The sequence below is a fragment of the Bifidobacterium vespertilionis genome (genome assembly GCF_008698145.1).
GTDB classification, from domain to species: Bacteria; Actinomycetota; Actinomycetes; order Actinomycetales; family Bifidobacteriaceae; genus Bifidobacterium; species Bifidobacterium vespertilionis.
Genome location: NZ_RZNZ01000003.1, coordinates 194,593 through 218,533 on the forward strand (window position 1 = coordinate 194,593; position 23,941 = coordinate 218,533).

14 protein-coding genes are annotated in these 23,941 nt (G+C 65.4%); 4 read left to right on the forward strand and 10 right to left on the reverse strand.

The annotated features are described in order from the left end of the window. Positions 1-28: 28 nt before the first annotated feature. Complete coding sequence (ychF, locus tag EMO90_RS03565; protein ID WP_150353113.1) at positions 29-1,126, reverse strand: redox-regulated ATPase YchF; 1,098 nt, start codon at positions 1,124-1,126, stop codon at positions 29-31. Between the two features lie 57 nt (positions 1,127-1,183). Further along, complete coding sequence (locus EMO90_RS03570) at positions 1,184-3,064, reverse strand: hypothetical protein (RefSeq protein ID WP_150353114.1); 1,881 nt, start codon at positions 3,062-3,064, stop codon at positions 1,184-1,186. Between the two features lie 301 nt (positions 3,065-3,365). Between EMO90_RS03570 and EMO90_RS03575 the strand changes: the two genes are divergently transcribed. Beyond that, positions 3,366-5,867 carry a beta-L-arabinofuranosidase domain-containing protein gene (locus EMO90_RS03575; RefSeq protein ID WP_223849642.1) on the forward strand — a complete coding sequence of 834 codons (2,502 nt, stop codon included), beginning with the start codon at positions 3,366-3,368 and terminating at the stop codon, positions 5,865-5,867. A 306-nt stretch (positions 5,868-6,173) separates the two neighbouring features. On the opposite strand, the gene proC is transcribed toward EMO90_RS03575, so the two are convergent. Next, positions 6,174-6,977 carry a pyrroline-5-carboxylate reductase gene (gene proC / locus EMO90_RS03580; RefSeq protein WP_150353116.1) on the reverse strand — a complete coding sequence of 268 codons (804 nt, stop codon included), beginning with the start codon at positions 6,975-6,977 and terminating at the stop codon, positions 6,174-6,176. Positions 6,978-7,035: 58 nt separating this feature from the next. Next, positions 7,036-8,376 (reverse strand): alpha/beta fold hydrolase, encoded by a 1,341-nt coding sequence (locus EMO90_RS03585; RefSeq protein ID WP_150353117.1) that lies wholly within the window; start codon positions 8,374-8,376, stop codon positions 7,036-7,038. 153 nt (positions 8,377-8,529) lie between these two features. Here EMO90_RS03585 and EMO90_RS03590 point away from each other — a divergent pair, with 153 nt between their 5' ends. From EMO90_RS03590 to EMO90_RS03600, 3 genes are all read left to right on the forward strand, one after another. After that, a complete protein-coding gene (locus tag EMO90_RS03590) occupies positions 8,530-11,064 on the forward strand; it encodes a sensor histidine kinase (protein ID WP_190971913.1) in 2,535 nt (844 codons plus the stop codon). After that, on the forward strand, positions 11,061-11,798 hold the full coding sequence (locus tag EMO90_RS03595; protein ID WP_150353119.1) for a response regulator: 738 nt from the start codon (positions 11,061-11,063) through the stop codon (positions 11,796-11,798). Before EMO90_RS03590 ends, EMO90_RS03595 begins: the two co-directional genes overlap by 4 nt. A gap of 444 nt (positions 11,799-12,242) precedes the next feature. Further along, positions 12,243-13,277, forward strand: a complete 1,035-nt coding sequence (locus EMO90_RS03600; protein ID WP_150353120.1) for a bile acid:sodium symporter family protein — start codon at positions 12,243-12,245, stop codon at positions 13,275-13,277. Between the two features lie 262 nt (positions 13,278-13,539). Here EMO90_RS03600 and EMO90_RS03605 read toward each other — a convergent pair whose 3' ends face one another. The 6 genes from EMO90_RS03605 to EMO90_RS03630 all read right to left on the reverse strand — a co-directional run bounded on the left by EMO90_RS03605 (position 13,540) and on the right by EMO90_RS03630 (position 23,916). Next, positions 13,540-14,598 (reverse strand): LacI family DNA-binding transcriptional regulator, encoded by a 1,059-nt coding sequence (locus tag EMO90_RS03605; protein ID WP_150353121.1) that lies wholly within the window; start codon positions 14,596-14,598, stop codon positions 13,540-13,542. 82 nt (positions 14,599-14,680) lie between these two features. Then, complete coding sequence (locus EMO90_RS03610; protein ID WP_150353122.1) at positions 14,681-16,852, reverse strand: beta-galactosidase; 2,172 nt, start codon at positions 16,850-16,852, stop codon at positions 14,681-14,683. 3 nt (positions 16,853-16,855) lie between these two features. Next, complete coding sequence (locus tag EMO90_RS03615; protein WP_150353156.1) at positions 16,856-17,818, reverse strand: carbohydrate ABC transporter permease; 963 nt, start codon at positions 17,816-17,818, stop codon at positions 16,856-16,858. Between the two features lie 32 nt (positions 17,819-17,850). Then, a complete protein-coding gene (locus tag EMO90_RS03620; protein WP_150353123.1) occupies positions 17,851-18,783 on the reverse strand; it encodes a carbohydrate ABC transporter permease in 933 nt (310 codons plus the stop codon). A gap of 142 nt (positions 18,784-18,925) precedes the next feature. Beyond that, positions 18,926-20,296 carry an ABC transporter substrate-binding protein gene (locus tag EMO90_RS03625; RefSeq protein WP_150353124.1) on the reverse strand — a complete coding sequence of 457 codons (1,371 nt, stop codon included), beginning with the start codon at positions 20,294-20,296 and terminating at the stop codon, positions 18,926-18,928. A gap of 833 nt (positions 20,297-21,129) precedes the next feature. After that, positions 21,130-23,916: an ABC transporter permease gene (locus EMO90_RS03630; RefSeq protein ID WP_150353125.1), complete on the reverse strand. Its 2,787-nt coding sequence runs from the start codon at positions 23,914-23,916 to the stop codon at positions 21,130-21,132. Between the last annotated feature and the right edge of the window lie 25 nt (positions 23,917-23,941).

A 23,941-nucleotide genomic window follows, 5' to 3' on the forward strand; every position in this document is an offset into this window, starting at 1 on the left:
GTATGAAGCCATTCAGGGAATGCCTAGGCTACTTCTTGCTCACATTGAACTTGAACTCGACGATGTCGCCGTCCTGCATCACGTAGTCGCGGCCCTCCTGGCGGAGCTTGCCCTCCTCCTTGATCTGGACCATGGAGCCGTTCGCTGCCACGAAATCGTCGTAGGAGACGATGTCGGCCTTGATGAAGCCCTTCTCGAAGTCGGTGTGGATCACGCCGGCGGCCTGCGGGGCGGTCCAGCCCTTGTGGATCTGCCAGGCGCGCACCTCCTTTTCGCCGGCCGTGAGGAAGGTCTGCAGGCCCAGAATGTCGAAGCCCACACGGGCCAGCTGGTCCAGACCGGACTCCTTGAGGCCCGCGTCCGCGAGCATCTCGCGCGCGTCGGCCTCGTCCAGATCGGTCAGATCGGCCTCGAACTGGGCGTTGAGGAACACGGCGGGCGCGGGGGCCACGGAGGCGGCCAGCTTGGCCTTGAGCTCGTCGTTGGCCAGCTCATCGTCGTCCACGTTGAACACGTAGATGAACGGCTTGGCGGTCATCAGGTGCAGGTCGTACACGGAGTCCTTGTCGAAGCGGCCCTCGCGCGCGGCCTTGTCCAGCGTCTCACCGTTCTCGAGGATCCCCTTGGCCTTCTTGACCGCATCCATGTAGGCGGGCTCGATCTTCTTGCCCCTCAGGTCCTTCTCCAGCTTGGGCAGGGCGTTCTCGATGGTCTGCAGGTCCGCGAGGATCAGCTCCGTGTTGATCGTGTCAATGTCGTCGGCCGGGTCGACCTTGCCGTTGACGTGCACGATGTCGTCGTCCTTGAAGGCGCGCACGACCTCGCAGATCGCGTCGGCCTCGCGAATGTTGGCCAGGAACTTGTTACCCAGGCCCTCGCCCTCGGACGCGCCCTTGACGATGCCGGCGATGTCCACGAAGGTCACCGTGGCGGGCACGATCTTCTCGGTGTGCACGAGCTTGGCGAGCACGGCCAGACGGTCGTCCGGCAGGGGCACGATGCCGGTGTTCGGCTCGATGGTGGCGAACGGGTAGTTCTCCGCCAGCACGTTGTTGCGGGTCAATGCGTTGAACATGGTGGACTTGCCCACGTTCGGCAGGCCCACGATTCCGATAGTAAGAGACATGCCTGCTAGCCTAGCGCGACGGCTCCACCTCAGAGCATCCGCAACGGGACCGGATCCCTAGAACCGCCCGTTCAGACTCGTGTCGTTGAGCAGGTGCGTGCCGATGTGCCCGATCACCAGCCTGTTGTCCACGGCGTCCCAGCCGTAGTAGATGCGCAGGGTGTCCATGCTGTCCGCGCCGCGGCCCACTTTGAGGTGCGGCGTGATGTCCACCGTGCGCCCCTCGTACGAGACCTGGCGCAGCTTCACGAGACGCGGGTTGCGGTTGGTGTTGGGGCCTTCGGACATGGCCAGTTCGAAGCGCGCCGGCACGCTGGGATCCTGCTTGAGCCGGTCCTCCGCATTGCCGCTGCCGTTGCCGCGCGCGTAGATGCCGTACACGGCAGTGCACATGCACAGCATGCCCTGCCACAGCAGCGCCGGCCGCGTGATGCACCCCTTGAGGGCGCCGGCCACCACGTGGATGCGGTCCTCGTACCGGCGCGCGAAGAAGGCGACCAGGGTGGCATCCACGGCGGCGTTCTCGCGTTTGGTGCTGGCGGAGAGCATGGCCGGCAGGTCGTAGGTGAGCAGGGCCTCGGTGTGGGCCGCCGCCTGCGGTCCGTCGCCCCTGCGGTAGTCGCCGAGTTGGCGGGACAGATCGCTCAGCTCGCGCCGGGCATCGGCCAGCTCGGTGGCCACGGCCAGTCGCGCGTCCTCGGCCTTGCCGGCCAGATCGAGGGCATCGTCCACTTCGCGTTCCAGACGCGTCACCTCCCCGGTGAGCGAGGTGACCAGATCATCGCCATCCGCATCCGCCTCGCCGCCAGATCGGCGTTCCTCGCGTTCCCTGCGCAACCGGTTGAGCGTGACCTGCGATTCCTTCGCATCGGCGAGCGCCGCGTCAAGCCTCATCCGCGTCTCCGCCACCTTGCGCCGCGAGGCCCGTTCGGCCAGTTCGCGACCGAGCTTCTCCACGGTGATCAGCCCGCCGCCCTCGTAGAACGAGACATCCTCCGCCAGCGCCCGGCGGATCATCACGATCACCGGATCCGGCGTGTCCTCGCCCCACAGCGTGTGCGAGACGCCCTGTTCGCGGTCATTGTCGCGGATGGACTCGATCGCGTCGCCGTCGAATCCGTTCTCGCGCACGATCGGCTTACCCGTGGGCGGGAAGACGCTCACCCCGTGCCATTCGCAGCGCACGGCCGCCGGCTGGGTGACCATGAGCCGGCGCTCGGCATCCGCATCGGCCGGATTGCAGATCAGCGCATTGGGGAATATGGCCCGATTGAGTTCGTCCGGATCGAGCGCGAGCCAGCCGGTCCAATCCGTGCCCACGTACACGATCGGGTACGTGCGGTCCGCGGCGGTCACCAGCGACCAGAACTTCGACGCGCTGTGCTCGGGATTGGTGCCGCCGATCTCGAAGACCAAGCGGTCCGCGGGAATGCCCGCCACCCCGCAGCGCAGATCCGCGGCACCGGTGATGAGGTATACGAGATCGGGCACGATGGGGATGCCGGGCGACTTCACCCGTCCGATGAACCGGGGCTCGTTGTAGCAGGAGACCAGTATGCCCATCTCCCCGCGCCGATCGTCCCCCGACTCGCGGTAGCCGATTTCGGTGGTCCACGTCCGGCCGGCGAAACGACCGCCCGTCACCGGATCGTTGTCGCCCTCGTCGATCTCCTCCACGCGGCAGGCCCAGGAGAATCCGCCGCCCTCCTCGTTCTCGCACATGACCGAGCGGATGCGCACGTCGCCGGAGTCCGACGAGCATTGTCCCCCGTCGCGCACGCGGGTCCGCCAGACGTCATCGTCAGCGGACATGGTGGCGTGCCGGCCGCACAACCATGTGCGCACCAGCACGACGATCCGCCATAGCGGATCGGCCAATTCCAGCGCCGGAGCGGTCTGGAATCGGCATTTGTAAAAGACCTCAGCCCCTTGACGCATACATCCATTATCCCAGACAACGTTGCCCGGGCGATTCGCGCGTAATCATCGGGGGGTGGGGGGCGCGAACCGGACGGACCGGACGGCGGGTGCCCCGTCACGCGGCGCGAATGGGCCGTCACAGGGAGCGACTCACGTCACGCGGCGCGCCCGCACCAAGTGACGCGACTTCAAAACCCTTGCGGGACAAGGCCTCCCGGGCACCGTCACGGGGAGCGCCCGCACCTGGTGACGCCATTCGCGCCGCGTGACGGGCCATTCGCGCCGCGTGACGGGCCTCTCGCCCCGGTGCGCCCGTTACATGATCGTCACGGCTGCGACTTATACGTGTCTTGGCATGATCGCGATCTACCGGAAGGAGCCCGTCACGGAAACGCACGCTTCCCAGTCAGCCAGCACTCGCGCCGACGCGTCCGACGCCCAACTCGCCGAGCGGGACGCCGAACTGCTCTACATCGGCAACACCGGCACCGTCGAATTCGATCTGACTTTGCCCACGCGCGGCGCCAACGGTTCCGGGATCATCTGGTCCAGCAGCGACGATCGCTGGATCCGCCCGGACGGGGCCGTGCGGCAGCCGGAGTATGGACGGGGCGATCGCGATGTGACGCTGACCGCCACGGTCCGGCACGGGGAGGCGACTGCGACCCGCGCATTCCACGTCCGCGTGCTCGAGCAGGCCAACCGGATCCGGGTGAGCGAGGTCTTCCCAATCGACGCCACCGTCCGGGCCGGCGCATCGTTCGATCTACCGATGTATACGGCCGTGCGCGCGGATGATGGCCGGCTCCTGTCCCAGCGCATCGACTGGCAGAGTGGCACCGCCCGCATGGCCGGCCCGGACGGCTGGACCGGCACGTTCCACGGGGTGATCGACCGCACGGACATCCCCGTGACCGCCACCGTGCACGCGCGGAGCGACGATCCGGCGATCGCACGGAACAGAACCTCCGATGCCGCCGGCAACAACCTTGTCCCGATCCCCCTGAGCCATGTGCGGCTGACCGGCGATGGCGTGCTGGCGGGCAATCAGGCCCGTCGGCTCGCCTTCCTCAGGACGGTGGACAACGATCGTCTGCTCGTGGAGTTCCGCCGCGCGAGCGGTCTGGACACACGCGGCGCGCAGGCCATGACGGGCTGGGACGCGCCCGATTCGCTGCTGCGCGGCCACACCACCGGCCACTGCCTGTCCGCCTATGCGCTGGCGTACGCGACCAGCGGGGACGGGACGATCAAGCGCAAGCTGGACTACGTGGTCGACTCGCTGGCCGAGGTGCAGCGCGCGTTCTCCGCCAAGCCCGGTTTCCACCCGGGATTCCTGTCCGCCTACGCGGAGGACCAGTTCGATCAATTGGAACGCTACGTCCCCTACCCCACCATTTGGGCGCCCTACTACACGCTGCACAAGATCCTCGCCGGACTGCTCGACGCCTGGCGCTGGGCGGGCAACCGGACCGCGCTGGATGTGGCAACGGGGATAGGCGATTGGGTGTACGCGCGGCTCAGCCGACTGCCGCATGAGCAGCTGCAGCGCATGTGGGGCATGTACATCGCCGGCGAGTTTGGCGGGATGAACGAGTCGCTCGCTGATCTGTACGGATTCACGCACGATCCCGGGCATCTTGCGGCCGCCCGGCTGTTCGACAACGACCGGCTCATGGTCCCCATGCGCCAGCGGGTGGATGCGCTGGGCGGACTGCACGCCAACCAGCACATCCCGCAGGTGATCGGATGGGTGACACTGGCCAGGGCGATCGGCGAATCGCGTGACGATGCCGCGCATTATCTGGAGCAGACCCGGTTCTTCTGCGACGCGGTGCTCGCCCATCATCTGTATGCGATGGGCGGCACGGGCAAGGGCGAGATGTTCCACCAGCCCGACGTGATCGGCGCGCTGCTCGCGGACGACACGGCGGAAAGCTGCGCCACGTACAACATGCTCAAGCTCACGGCCGCGCTGGCCCCGTATGCGACCGCCGATGAGCGGCGCAGGTATGCGGATTTCGCGGAACTGGCGACGGTCAACCACATCGCAGCCAGCACCGATCATGCGCCAGAAGGCGGCAGCACGTACTTCATGCCCACGCAGCCGGGCGGGCACAAGGATTTCGACGCGGACGAGAACAGCTGCTGCCATGGCACCGGATTGGAATCGCACTTCTACTACGCGCAGGGCGTGTACTATGTGGCCCGCGACGGCGATTCAACGCGGGACGCCGCGGGTAGGCGATCCGCGCTGATCGTCACGCGCTATCTCAATGGCACGCTGCGCGATCCCGCCGCCGATCTGGATGTGATGGTGCGCGATGAGGATCCCGGACATGTGACGATCGACGTGAAGCGCCTGGCCGTGGACGCATTGCGGCTGCACGTGCCGGCGTGGAGCGTTGACGGACAAGGCCGGCCGAAAGCGAACGTGCGCGTGGACGGGGAGCCGATCGAAGCCCGATATGGAACGGCCGGCGACGGCGGCGAACTCGTAATCACGCCCGATGCGTTGGGCAGGGACGCGCTTGGCGGCATGCGCATCGAGCTGGCATTCGCACCGCGCATGCGACTGATCCCCGCGCCGGACCGCCCCGAGTTGGCGGCGGTGACATGGGGGCCGTACGTACTGGCCGCGTTGTGCGACCACGACCAGCTGCTGGACGTGCCGGTGGACGCGGCGGACCCGGATGCGGCCTTCGAGCGCAAGCCGGGCACGCTGCGATTCACGCACCGCTCCGCCGGGCTCATGTTCGTTCCGTTGTTCGCCATCGATCGCGACCGGCCGTACCACCTGTACGTACGGACGCAACGCTGAGGAACAACGTGGAAAGTCGCTTTCTGTCATCCTGAGCGAGCGGAGCGAGTCGAAGGATCCTTAGCCTCCACGCTCTGCTCCATACCTTCCGATCTGCCCAGTTTGTGCCCCTCCTGCCGGACCAAACTGGGCGGATCCGTCATTCTGAATGGAGTTAAGGATCCTTCGACTCCGCCCTACCGGGCTTCGCTCAGGATGACGTGGAAAGTCGCTTTCTGTCATCCTGAGCGTAGCGAAGCGAAGCCGAAGGATCCTTCGCTTCGCTCAGGATGACACGAAGCTCGCTCAGGATGACAGCAAGCCCGCCTACCCCTGGATGGCGTCGACGGCGTCGATCACGGCACCGCGGAACCCGTCCTTCTCCAGCTGGGACACACCGCGGATCGTGGTGCCACCGGGCGAGCAGACGGCGTCCTTCATGGCGCCGGGGTGCGTTTCGGTGGCCAGGTACAGCGCGCCCACGCCCTCGACCATCTTGGCGGCCAGACGGTACGCGGTGGCGCGCTGCAGACCGTACTTCACGCCGGCGTCGGCCAGCGCCTCCATGTACATATCCGTGAAGGCGGGCGCGCAACCGGAGATGGTCATGGCGATGGTCATATGCGCGGCATCCACGCGCTCGATGAGCGAGATCGGCCCGAACAGCGCCTCGAACAGGGCGGCCTGACCGTCCGTGAGCGTGTGCTCATCCTCCGTCACCAGCACGCCCTTGCCCACGGCCATCGGCGTGTTCGGCACGGTGCACTGGATATGGATGCCGTCCGCCGCATCGCCGAACAGCGCGCGGTATTTGGCCAGATCCCATCCGGCGGCGATCGAGACCACGAACTTGTCCGGATCGGCGAGCGCAGAAGCCAACGGTCCCAGCACGGCCTCGATCTGGTAGGGCTTGATCGCCACCACGACCACATCGGCCGCGGCGACCACCTCGGCCGGTGTGTGCAGCGGGCGGACGCCCACCTGAGCCGTGGTCCTTTCGAGCTTGTCGTAGTGCGCGGCGCAGGCGACGATCCTCTCGCCGCTCGTCACGCCGGCGTCCACGAGGCCGCGGGCGATGGCCTGGGCCATGTTGCCGTAGCCGATGAATCCGATGGTGGGGTTGGTGGTCATATGCGGTTTTTCTCCTTTGCCGAACCTTGCCGAATGCCGCTGACGATTAAGCGGCCGATCAGAACAGCGATTCGAGATCGCCGCGGTTCAGCGCCTCGTTGTACAGGCGCTTGAACATCACAGCGCCGTGCAGGCCATCGTGCTCGAACTCGTTGGTGGTCAGGTAGTGCGAGTTGCCCACGCGCGAGAGGGTGTCCAGCTGCATGCCGGAATCCACGTACAGGTCGTCGAAGTACACGCCGGCCTGAAGCGGGACCTCGTTGCGGGCGAGCTGGTCCTCGTCGTAGATGCGGCCCCAGGAGGTGTCCTCCATGAGGATGTCCATGGCGGGCTTGAACGGGCGCAGCGCCTTCTCCTTGTCGAACATCCACGGGAACATCGCCTCGCCGGTGAACATGAGCGGGCGGGCGTCGGGCGCGAATTCGGGCTTGGTGTCGCGCACGCGCTGGGCGGCCCAGCGGATCGGCTCATCCATCTCGCCGTCGCAGTAGATGAACTCCTGCAGCGGCCAGTAGAGCGGCCGGGACGAGGTGGCGACCTCCACGCGGGAGAGGAACTCCTCGCTCAGCGGCGAGTCCTTGGACGCCGAGCCATCGCCGTCCAGGAACGCGGAGTCGAGGATCCAGTGCACGCGCTCGAAGCTGGGCTTCATGCCGAAGTCGGAGCCGAGCATCTGGAAGCGCTCCACGGTGAGCTGGTCGCCGCCGGGCAGAATCACCTCGTTGTTCGCGAGGATGTCCGCGACCGCCGCCGCGCGCTCCACGTCCTGCGGGTAGCGCTCGTAGAACTGCGTGGTCTTCTTCACCATGCGCGGGAAGGTGTGCTGGTAGACCTCCGTGGCGTTGGCCGGCACATGCGGGATGCCACCGCCGGTGAAGCTGGCGATCACGCCCTCCGGGAAGAAGGACAGGTAGGTGAGCGTGAGGAAGCCGCCGTAGCTCTGGCCCAGCGTGACCCACTGGCGGCCGCAGAACACCGTGCGGCGCAGGTGCTCGAAGTCCTTGACGATCGAGTCGGCCAGGAAGTGCTTGAGGTACGCGGCCTGGGCCTGGGGATCGCCGATGCGACGCATCACGATGCCGTCCACATGGTTGGAGCGGCCGGTGCCGCGCTGGTCGGGCAGCACAATGCGGAAGTGCTTGAGCGCCTCCTCCATCCAGCCGTCGCTGGTGGGGCCCCACGGACGCGGGGACTCGCCGCCGGGACCGCCCTGCAGGTAGATGAGCAGAGGCAGATCATCGTGCACGTGCTCCGGGGAGGTCACCACGCGGTAGAACAGGCGCAGCGACTCACCATCGAAGGCCTCACCGGGCTGTTTGCCCGTCCAATCCAGCGGCACGTCGATCGCATGATCCTCCACATGCAGACCGGGCACGTAATACTGCGCAAGCAACGTCATCGGCGTCGTTCCTTTCCTTTGGGCGTATGCGTTTTTCTGGAATCCATCTCACCCATACGGCACGACAAACCGCGGCACGACAAACCGCGGCGGGCGCAAATCATCCCCGCGCACGATGTTGCGATCGCAAGACGCCGATTAGCCTTGTGTTCCATGACGAACTACGCACGAACGGGACGGATCAGAGCCTGGATGGCCGCGCATCCGATGGCGGCCGACACCCTGCTGGCAGCGGCGGCGTACATGATCATGATCATGGTCATGCAGAACAACACCGGCGCACCCGGCCTGCTGTTCGGCTCGGGGTCATGGCGGGCCGATTTCGCGTGGACGTTCCTGCTGACGGCTCCGGTGGCGTTCCGCCGCTCGCATCCCAAGACCGCCGCGCTCGCGTTCGCCGCCACGGCGTTCGTGCAGCTCATCGCGGGCCCCGCCATGGTGACGGGCGATCTGCTGGCGCTGCTCATGCTGTACTCGGCGCTCATGTACGGCGACGCGGCGGACACGTGGCGATATGAGACATTGGCACTGGCACTGGGCACGTTCGCCGGCATCGCCATAGCACTGGCTCCGAACGCCGGTCCGCTTATGGAGGCACTGGGGCACGAAACCGAGAGGCAATATTCGCAATCGTGCGGCACGCTCTACACCGCAGGCCTGACCGGCGACTGCGCGCAAAAGCTGCTGGTCGAAGGCTCCATATCGATCGGCGTGGCCTGGATGCTGCTCGTCAGCATCACGATCATCGCGTTCTGGAACCGCGCCCGCCGGGCCACAGTGCTGCTGATGCAGGAGCGCAACGCCGCCCTGGAGTCGAGCGAGGCCGAGGAGCGCCGGATCGCCGCGGTGGCCGAGCGCGCGCGCATCGCACGCGACATGCACGATGTGGTGGCGCACACCCTGTCGATCATCATCATCCAGTCCGACGGCGGCCGGTACGCGGGCGCGCACGACCCCGCGGTGGCCCGCTCCACGATGGAGACGATCCGGCACGAGTCCGAACGCGCGCTCAACGACATGAAGCGCCTTCTGGGCGTGTTCGGCGGATCGGCGCATGCGGGGTACGGGGACTTGACCGCGCTGATCGCCGCCGCCGACGCCACGCTGGACACGGCCTCGAACGGCTCGGTCATCCGGCGGTCGATCGGCCGTCCGCAGCCCGAACGGCTTGGCGATCAGGCCGGCGTGGCCGCATACCGGCTGGTGCAGGAGGCACTCACCAACGCGCGCAAATACGCCGGCCCGGGCGTCAACGTGACGGTGATCGAGCGCTGGATGGACGCCGGTCTGCATTTGACCGTGGACGATGACGGGCAGGGCGCGGCCGCCGCGCTGGACGGCCACAAGCCCGGATATGGACTGATCGGCATGAATGAGCGCATCATGGCCGTGGGCGGCACGGTGAGCGCCGGACCGCGCGACGGCGGCGGATACGAGGTGAGCGCGTGGATCCCGTTCACGCAAAGCAGCCCGGACGGACGGGTCGCGCAGGGGTTCGAGGCCGCCGCGGACGGCGTCTCCCCCTCCGGCCGGCCGGCCGCGGCACGCGTTCAGGATGCCATGGCCGCCTTGCGATCCCGGCCATTCTGGGATGTCTCGGAGGAATCCCCATACGAGGGGTCGAACTTCGTGGAACGCCTGTCGCACTGGACAGAACGGCATTATCTGCTTATGGATGCGGCCGCCGCGTTGGCCATGTGCGCGTTCTGCCTGTGGTCCGGGATCTCCGGGACCAATGTGCTGGGCTCGTGGGTCAGCTCCTCAGAATCGCTGTTCATCACGGCGACGATGACCCTGCCGCTGGCCTTGCGCCGACGCTTCCCGGTCGCATGCGCCACGGCGATGGCGATGTTCGCGGTCTTCCAGCTCGTCGTGCTGACGCCGATCACACCGGTGAATGCGCTGGCGCTGGTCGCGCTGTATTCGGCGATCGTCTACGGGCGTGAGGATTCGCGGCGATGGATCATTCTGATGGCGCTGGCCGATTCGCTGCTATGCGGGTTGAAGCTGGCGGTGAGCACCTACGGCGTCAGCCGGATGATCTGGCTCCTCACGGATGCGTTCAGCGGCGCGGCATACGGATTGGCATATGCCACCGGCATCGAAACGGCGGGCGACGTGATCAGAATCGTGGTCATCGGCGCGGGCTATGGAATGGTTGTGGCGATCATGTGCATGGGCGCGATTGCATTGGGCCTGTGGACCCGGTCCAGGGGATCCAACGCGCTGGTGCTGCAGATGCGCGAGGAGGCCCTGCGCGCCGAACGGGACAAGCAGAAGGTGCTCGCCGCCAACATGGAACGCGACCGGATCAGCGCGGCCATCCAGACCGAGGTGACCGAAACGCTCAACGGCGTGATCGACCGGGCATCGGCGGGCATCGCCATGCTGGACGAGGCCGAGCAGGCCGGCGCCCAACCTTCCCCGGAGGCGATTTCCAACGCGTTCGCGGCGATCGGCAAACAGGGCCGCACGGCGCTGGCCCATATGCGACAACTGCTCGGCGTGCTGCGCGAGACCGGCTCCACCGACGAGGCGCACAGGGGTGGCATCGACGCGATGAAGCTCACGCCGAACGCCTCGCTGGACGAGCAGCTGTCGCGCCGGACACCTCTGCCGCAATCGGAATCGCAGTCGGGGGTGTCCCCGATGCCTTCGGAGCCTCAGCCGGCTACAGTGGAACCATGAGTGAAACGCAGACGATCAGGGTGGTCATCGCCGACGATCAGGAGCTGGTGCGCGCCGGCTTCGGCATGGTGATCAATTCGCAGGCCGACATGCAGGTGGTGGGTCAGGCCCGTGACGGCGCTGAGGCCGTGGCGCTGGCCGAACGGTCCAGGCCGGACGTGGTGCTCATGGACGTGCGCATGCCCGGCATGGACGGACTCGAGGCGACCGGACGCATCACCGCGCTGGACGAGGGCATCCGCGTGATCATCCTCACCACCTTCGATCTGGACGAGTACGTGATGGCCGCGATCAACGCCGGAGCCTCCGGATTCCTGCTCAAGGATACCGAGCCGGAGACGCTGCTGAGCTCCATCCGCACGGTGTACAACGGCAATGCGATCATCGCCCCCTCGGCCACCAAGCGGCTCATCGAAAGGATGATGGAGGGCGGCTTCGGATCGCCGGCCCAGCCGGGGCAGCCCGATCCGTCCCGTCCCACGCAGCTCGCGCAGTCGCCGCAGTCCGGCCGGCCCGCCCAGTCCTACACGGATCCGGAGCTCGCACTGCTCACCGACCGCGAGCGCGAGGTGCTGGTGGAGATCGCGCACGGCCTGTCCAATCAGGAGATCGCGGACAAGCTGTACGTCTCCCTGCCCACGGTGAAGACCCATGTGGCCCATCTGCTGCAGAAGATCAACGCGCGCGACCGCGTGCAGGCGGTGGTGTTCGCGTACGAGAACCACTTGGTGTGAACCCGGCGGCGCCGCATCGCGGGAGAACAGGCAGCGGGGAGCGGACACCCCGCAACCCGCGCGTTCACATAGTGGCCATTTCACTTACGGACCCCTTACACGGCCCTATTGTGTGCAGCAGTTCGGATCGCACAGCGGTCCGATGAAACGAACGTCCGCGTGCACAACACGCGGGTAATGCGAAAGGAGGTCCGCCACGATGAACGGAAACGCCACCGACCACAAGTCGCTGCTGCTGTCCGCGCGAATGATTATTTCGACTTCGTTGGCGGACTGATCGGCATTGAATTCAGCTGTGCCCCGCCAACCGAAAGGCAGGGTTCACGGACAAAATCCTTACGGCCCTTGCCTCAAAGATGGCGGGGTCTTTTATTTGTCTGTGTGTCTCCGCGCGTGCTTCGCGTACGTACCCCGCGCAGCGGCAAGGAAAGAAGAAGAAATCAAATGGAAAAGGTCAAGGGTTTCGCCGACTGGCTAACCAAATGGTTCACGGCGATCGTGGTCGCGTGGGCCGTGTTCAACTACTTCGTGCCCGCCACCAGCGTGTGGGCGAAGAGCTACACCGGCTATCTGCTGGGCATCGTGCTGTTCGGCATGGGCCTGACGCTGTCGCTGGACGATTTCGCCCGCATCCTCAAGCAGCCGCTCATGGTCATCGTCGGCACCGTCGCGCACTTCGTGATCATGCCGCTCGTGGCCGTGCTGCTGTGCTGGATCTTCCGCCTCGACGGCCCGCTCGCCGTGGGCGTGATCCTGGTGGGCTGCTGCCCGTCCGGCACCTCCTCCAACGTGATGAGCTACCTGTCGCGCGGCGATGTGGCGCTTGATGTCTCCATCGGCATCCTCTCCACGCTGTGCGCCCCGTTCATGATCCCGTTGCTCATGCAGTGGCTCGCCTCCCAGTACGTGACCGTCCCGGCCCAGTCCCTGTTCATCAACGCCCTCAAGGTGGTGCTCTTCCCGATCGCCCTCGGCGTGGTCTGCCACATGGTCTTCGGCAAGAAGATCGAAAAGGTCACCGTGGCCCTGCCGATCGTCTCCCAGGTCGCCATCCTGCTGATCATCGGCGTGGTCGTGGCCGCCAACCAGCCCAAGCTGTTCTCCGCCGCCACCCTGATGGCCATCCCGGTGGTCATGCTCCACAACCTCTCCGGCTACGCGCTGGGCTTCGGCTTCTCCAAGCTCATGTACAAGGTGTATCCGAAGGGCTTCCGCTACGCCCAGCAGAAGGCCATCACCTTCGAGGTGGGCATGCAGGACTCCGCTCTGGGCGCCACTCTGGCTCTGACCTCCTTCGCCGCCACCCCGCTGGCCGCCGTGCCGTCCACGTTCTTCTCCGTGTGGCACAACATCTCCGGCTCGGTGCTCTCCAGCTGGTGGCGCAACCACGATGACAAGCACGCCATCGCGCACGATTCCGCCAACGGCGAGAAGGGCTCCCTCAAGGCCGACGCCGAGGATCACGAGGCCGTCGCCTGATCGCCTCTGACTGCGATTCACTAACACTCTCACCAAACGGGCCGCTCCCCCAATCGGAAGCGGCCCGTTTTGCATGCCCGGCGATCGTCATCCCGAGCGGGCCACCAACGTCATCCTGAGCGGAGCCCCCACGTCATCCTGAGCGAAGCGAAGGATCCTTAACCCCTTGTGCACCAATGACTTCATGCGAAATGACGAAGGATCCTTCGACTCCGCTGCGCTTCGCTCAGGATGACGTTGCTAAGCCGTGCGCAGCGCTCCGTTAGCCGCGCGTGGTGGCGCGGGCGATCACGCGCGAACGCTCGGTGAGCAGTTTCGGCTCGTCCGCACCGCCGCCGATCCGCTCAAGAATGCGGTCTACAGCCGTGGGCGCCAGCCATTCGAGCCGCGAGTCCATGGTGGTCAGCGGGGTTTCCAGATAGGCGGCCTCCTCAATGTTGTCGAAGCCGATCACCTGCACATCACCGGGAATGGACAGCCCGTTGACCTTGAGCGCGGAAATCACGCCGATGGCCAACTGGTCGTTGAGGGCCACCACCCCGTCGAACGGCACCCCGGAATCGATGAGCGCCTGCGTGGCGTGGAATCCGGAGCCGATCGTCCAGTTGTAGCCGGTGAAGCCGCCCAAACGCGTGTCGAACGGATGGCCTTGCCGGTCGCATTCCTCCAGTATGCCGCGCAGACGCAGTTCGGCATTGCCTTCCACGGCCCCCAGCAGCGCCGACCTGTCGATCGGCGTTCGCACGCCCACCGCGGCGATCGATCGCGACCCATGCTCGAACAGGAAGCGGGTGGCCTGCGCGGCCGCATCCACATCGTCGGGCGTGATGAGATCGGCCGCATCCCATGTGGTGCGGGCGCCTGTGCACACCAGTGGATAGTCGACGCGCAGATCCTCCGGACGGAACTTCTCCACCTCGGACATGGACAGGATCATGCCGTCGCTCACCGTGGTGTTGAAGGATCTCAGCAACAGCTGCGCCCCGCGGTTGAGCTCCGCATAGGTGGTGACGTAGACCGCATAGTCGCGCGCGCGGGCGGCCCCGATCACGCGATCGGCGAGCTCGGCCAGATAGGGCGCGGTGAGGGTCGGCACGGCGAGCGTGATGAACCCTGTGGTGTGGCGGTTCAGGTTTCGTGCGGCCACATTGACCTGATAGCCGAGATCCCTGATGACATCCTTCACACGCTGGCGGGTCTCCTCGCTCATGCGCCCGTTGCCGTTGATCACATTGGACGCGGTCTTGAGCGAAACGTCCGCCGCCTGCGCCACATCACGCAAAGTCACGCGACGCTTCACCGCACGGGATGTCTCGCTCATGGCCGCTCCTTTACTATTGACGTTTCGGTGCGATTGTACGCTTCGCGCGGACGAAGGAACGGACGAAGCGCACAAGGGTCGATCATTTCCCCCGCCGGGTGACCAGAACGCCGTTGCGGTGCAGTACCGCGCGAACCGTCCCGCCTTCGCATCCCGTCCCATCGACGGCATCGCAACGGTAGGCCGCCACCATCTCGCTGTCCGAGCTGATGATGGTGTCCACGTCGGAGTCCATACGATTGAATCGGAAGTCGAACTCCGTTCCGTCCGCGCCGCGGCGCACAACATGCAGCACCGGATCGATCGCATCGGCATCCGCACCGGCAACGGATCGACCAAGCCCGTCGTCCGGCTCGCAATCGGCAAGCAGACGGGCAATATCCTCGCGTGCCAGATCGCAGCCCACGTAGTAGACATGCCCTTCACCATATGCGTTGCGCACCACGGCCGGCACGCCGTCCATCTGCCAATCGGCCGCCTCATCGCCCTTGTAGGAGGCGAGCACGCAGGCCGATCCGGCCACGGACGTGATCACATTCGCGCACACGGATGCCGTGCATCCATTGGACAATCCGATGGTCTGCGGGTCCCCTCCGTCATTGGGCGCGAGGATGTTGAACTCCTCCGCCCTCACGCCGGCAAGCTCGCGCAGCAGACCGTTGCCGGCGCCCGGATAGCCGCCGAGGCCGACATGGAACCGGTCGTCCACCAGACCGGTGGCCCAGTTGACGATCGCCGTGCCGCCGGCGGCCACGAAGTCGCGCAACCGGGCTACCGATTCGTCCGACAGCATGACCAGAGAGGGCAGCACCACGGTCCCATACCCGTTCAGGCTCCACGCGTCGGATTTGAGCGGCACCACATCCGCGCGCACCCCGCGGTCCAGGAACGCGCGGTACCAGTCGCGCACGTCATGCCAGTGGCTGATGCGCGTGGTAGGCAGCGTGGGGTTCTCCCCCGCCCACTGCGCATCGGCGTCGAACAGGATGGCCACATCGGACGGCTTCACCAGGCTGCCGGGCACGCCGGCTTCGGAGAAGCTGGCGAGCAGCTCGCCCAACTCGCATACGTCCCGGAACACCTGGGTGTCCTCACCCGCATGCGGCACCATGGCGGAATGGAACGCCTCGCCTCCGAACCGGCTCTGCCTCCACTGGAAGAAGCAGATCGCGTCAGCGCCCATGGCCACGTGGGCCACTGCGTCCCGAATCAGCTCGCCGTGGCGTTTGCGCGCGTTGTACGGCTTCCAGTTGACCGCCGAGGTGGAATGCTCCATCAGCCACCACGGCTTGCCCAGGGAGAATCCCGTGAGCAGCGAATCGGAGCAGGCGAGCTCGTCCAGATGCATGTCGCCCTCGTGGAAATAGTGGTCGTTGGACACGAAGTCCACATCCGCCGACCAGTCCCAGTAGTCCAGCTTGCACTGGTCGGTGGAGACCATGAAGTTCGTGGTGATCGGCTTGTCCGGGCAGATCGATGCGATCGCATCGCGTTCGGCGCGGTAGAAATCCTTGAGGGCGTCCGAGCAGAAGCGCCGGAAATCAAGCCGCAGGCCGGGGTTCAGGAACACGTCGCCGCCACCCGCGTTGCCGGGCAGGAGGATCTCGTCGAAGTCGTTCACGTGCTGCGACCAGAACGACGTGCCCCAGGATTCGTTCGCCGCCTCGATGGTGCCGTAGCAGTCGCGGCACCACCGGCGGAAGGCCGCGAGCGCGTCCTCGGAATAGTCCTCGCCGTTGTTCCAGCCGTATTCGTTGCCCACATGCCATGCGGTGACGGCGGGATTGGTCCCGTAGCGCTCGGCCAGCTTCCGGCAGGTTTCGAGCGCATAGCGGCGGAACACGGGACTGGTGGGTCTCCAGGACTGACGGGTTCCGGGGCCGATCACCGTGCCGTCGGCGCGGCGGGGCAGCACCTCGGGATGCTTCTCATACAGCCAATAGGGAGCGGTCGCGGTGGCCGAGGCGAGGTCGACCGCGATGCCGGCCCCGCCGAGCTTGTCGATGATCCGATCGAGCCAGCCGAAGTCCCATTCGCCTTCGCGCGGCTCAAGCCGCGCCCAGGAGAAGATGGCCAGGGAAACGACGTTGACATGGGCCTCGCGCATGAGGCGGATGTCATCGTCCCAGATTTCCTCCGGCCACTGGTCCGGATTGTAGTCGGCGCCGTACGCGATGCCCGAGCCGTCCCGCGTAAGAAGCATGGGCCAGCGGAATGCGCGACGGGCTGCGGACGGATTGGGATTGCGGGACATGATTCACTCCTTGACGGCGCCGGCGGCAAGGCCGGACTGCCAGTACTTCTGCAGCAGCAGGAACGCGATGACCAGCGGGATGATGGTGATCAGGGAACCGGTGATGACCAGGTTCTGGATCGCCTGGCCACCGGCGGTGTTCGCCTGATCGTTCCACTGGTTGAGGCCGATCGTCAGCGGATACCACTGCTGGCTTCCCGTCAGCATGATCAACGGCAGGAAGTAGTTGTTCCACGTGGCCACGATGGTGAACAGCGCGGTGGTGACGATGCCGGGTGCGAGCAGCGGCAGGCTGATCTGGAAGAAGGTGCGGAACTCGCCGGCCCCGTCCACGCGCGCGGCCTCAAGCAGCTCGTCCGGGACGGCCTGATCGGAGAAGATCCACATCAGGTACAGACCGAACGTGGAAACCAGCGATGGGATGATCATGGCCCACGGCGACTGGGTGAGGTTGAGCTTGGCGAACAGCAGGAACTGCGGCACGGCGAGCGCGATGCCCGGCACGGAGATGGAGCCGATGATGATCGCGAAGACGAGCTTGCGGCCCGGGAACCGGAACTTGGCGAGCGCGTAGCCGCCCATGATCGCGAGGAAGGTGGCGCCGCCCGCGCCCACCACCACGTAGAGGATCGTGTTGAGGAACCAGCGGCCGAAGATGCCGTTCTGGTAGGTGAACACGGTGACGATGTTGTCCCACAGGGTGGCGAACGGATTGTGGCCCGGGGCGAGTCCGAACAGCTTGCTCATGAACTCCGACTGGGTCTTCGTGGCGTTGACGAGCAGATAGTAGAACGGGAATAGGCAGTAGATCGCGAAGATCGCGCAGACGATCGTCAGCCCCAGGGAGCGGGTGGGGTTGGCGGGGTTGGAGAATCCATTCTTCGCGAACCGCTTGCGTTCGGCCGCCTCGTCCCTGGCGACGCGCTTGGCCTGGGCCTTCGCCGCCTTCCGGGCGTTTCTCTCCATGGCCTTGAGGTCCGCGGCCGTGTAGTTCTTGCTCACTTCATCTGCTCCTTCATGCTCTTGAGCTGCACCGCGTAGGCGATGATCATGGTGATCACGGCCATGACGATGGCGAGCGCGGCGGCGTAGTTCGAATCGTTGGCCGTGAAACTCAGGTTGTACGCGTAGATGTTCGGCGTGTACGAGGTGTTGATGGCGTTGCCGGGGACCATGGTCTTCAGGATCTGCGGCTCGTTGAACAGCTGGAAGGAGCCGACGATGGAGAAGATGACGGTGATGGCGAGCGATCCCCTGAGCTCGGGCATCTTGATCCTGCGGACGATCTGCCATTCGGTGGCGCCGTCGATGGCGGCCGCCTCGTACAGCGAATGGGGGATGGTGGACAGCGCGCTGTAGAAGATCAGCATGTTGTATCCGGTGAACTCCCACGTGTTGATGTTGCCGATGGCGACCAGCAGCACGCTTGGATCAAGCACGTCGAAGTGGGTGCCCAGCAGATCGTTGAGGGAGCCGACGAGGCCGTATTTGGCGCCGTAGACGAAACCCCAGATCATGGTGGAGACCACGGCGGGCACCGCGTAGGGCAGGAACGTGGAGATGCGGAAGAACTTGGTGCCATGCAGCTTCATGGAATCCAGTGCGAGCGCCATGAGCGCGGCAAGCACGAGCATGACCGGCACCTGGATGACGGTGAAGGCGGCCACGCGTCCCACGCCCTGCCAGAACTGCTGGTCCTGGAACAGGCGGATGTAGTTGTCGAATCCCACGAACACCGTGCGGTTGCCGAGGGCGAGTTTGCGCTTGAAGAAGCTGATGTAAACGGCGTAGACGATCGGGATGATGAACACCAGCACGAAGATGACGGCGAACGGCCACATGAACTTCCATCCGCGCCAATCGCGCCTGTGTTTGTTGACCGGAATGGCGTCGGCGCCTCGATCGCGTGCGACGCTGGTTTGTTGGGACATAATCCTCACACTCTCCTTGGATGCTTGATCTGATGGATCCTCCCCGGTGGCAGCCGGGGTCATGGAGAGGGCGGGGATGCAGACCCCGCCCTCGCATGGTGAAACCGGAATTTCGAACTATCGCGGAATGTTGATCCCCGCGTCACTCCACGGTGACGTCGTAGCCCTGGGACTTGCCCTGCTCGGCGAGCTTGTTCGCGTAGTTCTTCATGGCCTCGGCCAGCGTGATCTCCTTGGTGTAGGCCTTGGAGACCTCATCACCGTAGGCGGTCTGGGCAAACGGGTTGTACGGCAGGTACTGGAACTTCTCGGTGGGGCGCTGAGCGGCCTCGGCGAGGACCTGATTCACGTTCTGGCCGCCAAAGTAGTCGTTGGTCTTCTTGTTGGCCTCGTTGTTCGGATCGGTGAAGGCGGAGGACGAGAGGATCTTCTTCAGGGACGGGAAGGTGCCGGTGTCGGCCATGAGCTGGGCACCGTCGCCGTGGGTGAGGTACTCGATGAACTTGTAGGCCGCGGCCTGGCTGGCGGAGGATTTGACCACCGCGAGCGCGGAGCCGCCGTCCTCGGCGGAGACCTCCTTGCCGGACTCCCACTGCGGCAGCTGGGCCACACGCCAGTTGCCGGCCTGATCGGGCGCGCCGGAGATGAGGTTGGTGGGCATCCAGGCGCCGATGGTCAGCGAGGCGATGGAACCGTCGTTGAGGCCGCGGTTCCAGGCGTCGGACCAGTTGCTGGTCTTGGTGTCCACCAGATCCTCGTCGATGAGCTTCTGGACGAAGTCCGTGTACTTCTTCAGGCCCGCATCGCTGGACATGTTGATGGTGATCTTGGTGCCGTCGACCTTCCACGGCTGGGCGCCGGCCTGCCAAGCCTGGGCGGTGAACGGCTGGTAGTCGTTGGACGTGCCGGCCATGTTGGTGATGTAGGCGCCCGTGGCGCGGATCTTCTTGGCCGCCTCGTAGTAGTCGTCCCAGGTCTTGATGGATTCGCCGTCCACACCGGCCTTGTCGAACACGGCCTTGTTGTAGAAGAACATCTCCGGGCCCGAATCAATGGGCAGCGCATAGGGAGCGTTGTTGTACTGCAGCTTGTTCCACGGGCCGGCGGCGTAGTCGTCGGCCAACTTGTCCGCGCCGAAGGCCGTGAGGTCCAGCAGATCGCCGGTCACGGCGAACTGGGTGACGGTCGGATCCTCGAGCATCACAACGTCCGGGGCGCCCTTGCCGGCGGAGATGGCGTTCGTCAGGGCCGTGGACGTCTTCTCGGCGGTGCCGGTGTTGTTGAAGTTCACGGTGATGCCGGGGTTGGCCTTCTCGAATGCCGCGATGATGTCGCCCATCGCGTTGCCGGAGTCCCAGCCCCAGAACGTGATCTCGCCCTTGGCTTCGGCGGTGTTGGTGTCCGTGGGCTGGGCGCCCGGAGTGGCATTCGTGTTGCTTTCGCCACATGCCGTGAACGCGAACATCGATGCAACGGCGGCCGACGCGGCCATGATCTTCTTTGCGGTACGCATGTTCCTTGTGTCCTTCCTATACCTTTTCTCCAGATCGTTCTGGAAACGGTACGGCTTCTTCTTGGCTTATTTCCAAGTGGTACAGCCGTGTACCTAAGTACGATGATACACCTGTGTACCTTTAATGCAAACCATGGCACCGAGGACATTGGGACTAAAACGATTTACCCATTGCGGCGACGGCATTTGACCGGCGTGTCGAAGGCCATCTGATTGAGCTGCCACGCCGGAGCCGCACTCCCCCGGTCCTCGCGCGCCCTTACCCCGTCGAATTGCAAGATCTGCCAGCAAGTCGCTCCTGTTTCCGGTTTACTGGCAGATTCTGTAGCTGAGGGGGCTTCCGGGGGGCTCTCAGATACAAGATCTGCCAGCAAACAGGGAAGCGGGGGAAGTTGCTGGCAGATCTTGCAGTTCGATGGGTCGGGGACGCAGGAAGGGCCGGTGCGGGAGACCAAGGATCCTTCGGCTTCGCTCAGGATGACAGCAGTCGGCCCACGTCATCCTGAGCTTCCTTTTCGTCATCCTGAGCACTGAGCCGTTAAGCGGACAGCCCGGTGGGCTGTCCGTAGGCGAGGGGAGCCGCCGCCAAGGCGGCGACGGTCCGGCACAGCCGGACACCAAAGGGCGGAGTCGAAGGATCCTTGACCTCGTGTATACAGTTAAGGATCCTTCGACGCCGCTTCGCTCTGCTCAGGATGACGAGAGAAGATTAGGCCTCCGCCAGAGCCTCGACCAGCCGAACCGTCAAGCGGGAAGCCCAGCGGGCTTCCCGTAGGTGAGGGGAGCCGCCGCCAAGGCGGCGACGGCCGCCGGTCGAGGCGAAGGCGAGGCCGCTAGGCCTCGGCCAGAGCCTCGACCGGCGGCGTGCGCACCGCCCTCCGTGCCGGGAACACGCTGGCGAGCAGGGCGGAGACGGCCGCCACGGCCAGAATGATGCCGGTCATGCCCCAGTCGACGGTGAGCCGCACCTGATCGAACTGGCTGAACATCACATAGGAGCCGAGCCAGGCGAACAGATTGCCCACGATCACGCCCACCACGCCGGAGCCGAGCGAGATGAGCAATGCCTCCACGGCCAGCGAGCGCCTCAGCTGTCCGCGGGTCATGCCGATGGCCCGCAGCGTGGCGGATTCGCGCGTGCGTTCGATCACGGACAGGCTCAGTGTGTTGGCCACGCCGATCAGGGCGATCAACACGGCCACCGCAAGCAGCCCCACCATGACCATGAGCACCATGTTGACGTTCCGATCCCACACCGCGCGTTCGGCGAAGGCGCCGGCCACATTCACGTTCGGATCGTCGCTCACCGCATCCTGGACGGCGTTGAGCAGATCGACGGGCACCGCGTTCGGATCGACCTTGGCCCAGATCTGGTAGCGCACGCCGCCCGACGAGCCGGCTGTTCCGGCCAAGCTGGCCGTGCCAGCCGTGCCAGCCACACCGGCCGAGCCCGCCGCGGAATCCGAGTCCATCAGGGAGACGCCCTTGGCAAGCGATTCCTGCAGTTTGTCGAACGTGCCGGGCGAGACAAGTCCGAAGAGCTGATAGTTCGCACCGACTCGTCGGAAGTCGCTGATCGTCACCTTGAGCGCGCTGGCATGGTCCGCGTCAGTCATCGAACCGTCCGAGGAGAGGCTGAAGGGCAGCACCTTGAGGTCCATGCCGTCGGTGATGTCCATGTCGGGGCTCAGATGCTTCTCGGGCAGCACCACGGTTCCATCGGCGATCACGTCAGCCGTGTAGTCGGCGTTCATGACGGCCTTCGCGTCGGCCGCGGAAATGCCGTACAGGCTCATGGTCCGAGTGCCGTCCGCCTTCGGGTCGCTGCCGTAGCCGGCGTCCAGCACACGGACGAACCGCGCGTCTTCCACGCCGGAAACCGCCTTGACCTTGTCCAGCAAGGCCTGATCGATCACGGCCCCGGACCCGCCGGAGATCTGCATGTCCACGCTGTAGCGCATGTCGAGCGCCCTGGCGAGGGAGAGCTTGGCGCATGCCGCTCCGGTGCCGAGACAGCTGACGAGCGTGACGCCGATCAGCAGCGCCGCACCCGTGGCGGCCACGCGCCGGCGATTCTTCTGGATATTGGCTGCGGCTATCGTGGCGCTCGGCCCGCAGTGCGAGACAAGCGCACCCACGCCCTTAAGCAGGGCGGGCATCCAACGCACGGCGGACAGCAACAGCCCCACGAAGAACAGGCCTGCCGCACCGATCGAGGCGAGCAGCACCATGCTGAACTGCGCGCTCATGATCGAGCTCCGGCCATGCAGGTACCGCCACGCCTGCCAGACGGCGAACGCGGCCACGACCACGCCGATCGCCATCATCATCAGGCTCAGCACGAGCCGGGCGGCACCGGACTTCTTCTCCTGGCTGATCTCAAGCGGCTGCAATGCCTCCAGAGGCGTCACGCTGGTAGCGGTGCGCGCGGAGGACAGGGACGCGAGGATCGTCATCGCCACGCCGAACGCCATCGGCACCACGATCACCGGCCACGTGACCGAAAGCGTGAATCGGATGCCTGCGAGTGCAATCCCGCCCGCGGACATCGCGCCGACCAAGCCCACGGCCACCGCGATGCCGATCAGCGAGGAAACCAACCCCAGCATGGCCGCCTCGAAGATCACGGAGACGTACAGCTGTCCCTTCTTCGCGCCGATCGTGCGCAGCAGGGCGAGCGTGCGCCGGCGCTGGGCCACCATCACCTGGAACGTGTTGGCGATCACGAGCGCGGCCACCAGTAGGGCGAGAATGCCGAAGACGAGCAGGAACTGCGTGATCACGCTGGTGCCGTCATCGGCGCCCATGTCATTCAGGGATTGGTCCTCGTACTGGGTTTTGGAGATGGCCTCGTACCCCTTGGGCAGCAGGGCGTTGACCTGATCCAGCACGTCCTGATCCACGGAACCGGCGGGTGCGGCGATGTCCAGATACAGGGCATACACACTGATCTGGTCCGCACTCGGATAATTCACCTGCAGCGTGTTGAACGTCGCCTCGGAGACGACCGCCGAACCGCCGTAATAGGCGTTGTAGTCATCATCGGCGAATCCGACGATGGTGAGCCTGACGGTCTGGTTGGTTCGTCCGGGCGCGGGCGAGGGCGAGTTGGACGCCACGTCGATCGTGTCTCCGATTCCCGCACCAAGTCGGTCCGCGATGGGCTTGGACAGGGTGATCTGCCCGTCATTCGCCGGCCAGGATCCTTCCGTGAGCTTTTGCACCATCAGACTTTCCGGCTGGTACACAGGGCTGGCCACGGTGCCGGAGTGCTTCTGCCCGTTCGTCAGGTTCACCGACGTGCTCAGCTCGGGCCGCACGCCGTTGACGCCGTTCACCTTGCGGATGGCGTCGAGCTTCAGATCGCCCAGTTTGGCGCTCGCCGTCGCCCCGTCGGACGCCGAGTCGTCGGAAGCGCTGTTCGATCCGTTCGAGCTGTACGAGGCCACATAGTTCGCGCCGCCGAATCCCGCGGACGCCATGCTGCGGAACGAGGCGTCGAGGGCGTTGCCGAAGAGGAACGTGCTGGCGATGAACGCCGTGCCGATCACGATCGCAATGCCCGCGGGAATGAGCATCTTCAGGCTGTTGCGCATGAGTTTGAGGGTTACCTGCCACATGGGTGTCGTTCTTCCTTCCGTATCG